The sequence below is a fragment of the Endozoicomonas sp. ONNA2 genome, from assembly GCF_024606365.1.
Taxonomy (GTDB): Bacteria; Pseudomonadota; Gammaproteobacteria; order Pseudomonadales; family Endozoicomonadaceae; genus Endozoicomonas.
In genome coordinates this window covers 1-1,309 of the sequence record NZ_JAHHPO010000673.1, presented here as the reverse complement: position 1 = coordinate 1,309, position 1,309 = coordinate 1, and the positions used below count along the sequence as shown (strand labels likewise).

Below are 1,309 nucleotides of genomic sequence, written 5' to 3'. Positions count from 1 at the left end.
TCGGCACGACCGGCTTCCGAAGGTTTCAACGTCTTCTGAAGTTACGGATTCAGGAGAAAGATAACGTAAGAAAAGGAACGACAACATATAGTCACGGAAGTCGTCGGCGTTCATGGCGCCACGCAGTTGGTTGGCAATACCCCAGAGGGTTTTGCCAAGATTATTCATGTCTTTTGTAGTCATATATATTCAGGCTCTAAGCGAAGGAAACAACTTCTGCATTAAGCTTTTTTTATGGAGCTTTATGTTTTCTACTTTTTTGAGTTGGATGGAAATAAGGTCATCAACAGACCGAAGGCATTCAGCTATTTTTTCTTGCTCTTCAAAAGAAGGTTTGTTTATCTTGAGTTCTTTAAAATAAGGCAGACCGATAGTTTTGATCGTATTACCTACAGCAATTCGTTCAAAGGCAGGTTTTAAGGCCTGTAAAGTGTAATAGAGAAACCAATTGGATAGCTTTTTTTCGTCACACTGCCATGCAATGAAGTGCTGGCTGACAGCCATTGCAGAGTTAAGGACAGCACTTTTTCCAACTCCTGCATCACGGCTTAAAATAACCGTACCCTGTGGATGAAGGACTGCTGATGAGTTTTTTATTCCCTCTTCAGAAATCTCTACTGTTGTATTGAAGATAAAGCCATTATCCAGATTTTTTGAGTCAGCAAGAGATACCCATTTAACCCCACCATTATAATTTTCGGAAATACTTTTATTTGGTGTATGGCCAGATCCTCTCTTGGCAAGGTTCTCGATTTTATGTAATTTCCAATCTCCTGAATTCTGAAATTCAGGAAACCGAAGCTTGGGCACGCTTTCTCCTTCTGCGGGAAAGAGCTGCTGCATCAGCCCTTTTTTATGGTCTTTCAGAGTAGCGAGTTTTTGGGATTGGTTGGTAATCAAGTCGTCGATAGATGATAAACAAGCTGATAATTTTTTCTGCTCATTTAACTTAGGAAGAAAAATAGGAAAATCCAGAAAAGTTTCAACTTGAATGCGCTTTGCTTTCCTTCCACCATCTGCAATCTCACCATATTTCTTATAGTAATCTCTTCGTTGTACATATTCGAGTAGAAACCTGGTGTCTAATTCTTTGCTGGTATCGAAGCAAGGCAAATCAACGGTAGACTCATATCCATCTAAATGCTCGGGAATAATACCAAAGGCTTGGTTGAGGAAGTCCAGTTTACTGTATACAAACTGACCAGCTTTTCTCCTATAGTACTGAGTATTCGCACTACCTTTTAGAGTTTCTCTGTAACTTCTCAAAAAGTACTGGTAAACCATAGTTCCATATTTCTACAGCTCTTAT

General features: G+C 39.6%; 2 protein-coding genes. Both read right to left on the bottom strand.

Going from position 1 to position 1,309, the window contains the following annotated elements:
• Nucleotides 1-183: type I restriction-modification system subunit M N-terminal domain-containing protein (locus KDK14_RS11775; RefSeq protein WP_257265316.1), on the bottom strand; the 183-nt coding region annotated here is incomplete at its 3' end.
• Between the two features lie 6 nt (nt 184-189).
• Nucleotides 190-1,284: a restriction endonuclease subunit S gene (locus tag KDK14_RS11770; RefSeq protein ID WP_257265315.1), complete on the bottom strand. Its 1,095-nt coding sequence runs from the start codon at nt 1,282-1,284 to the stop codon at nt 190-192.
• Between the last annotated feature and the right edge of the window lie 25 nt (nt 1,285-1,309).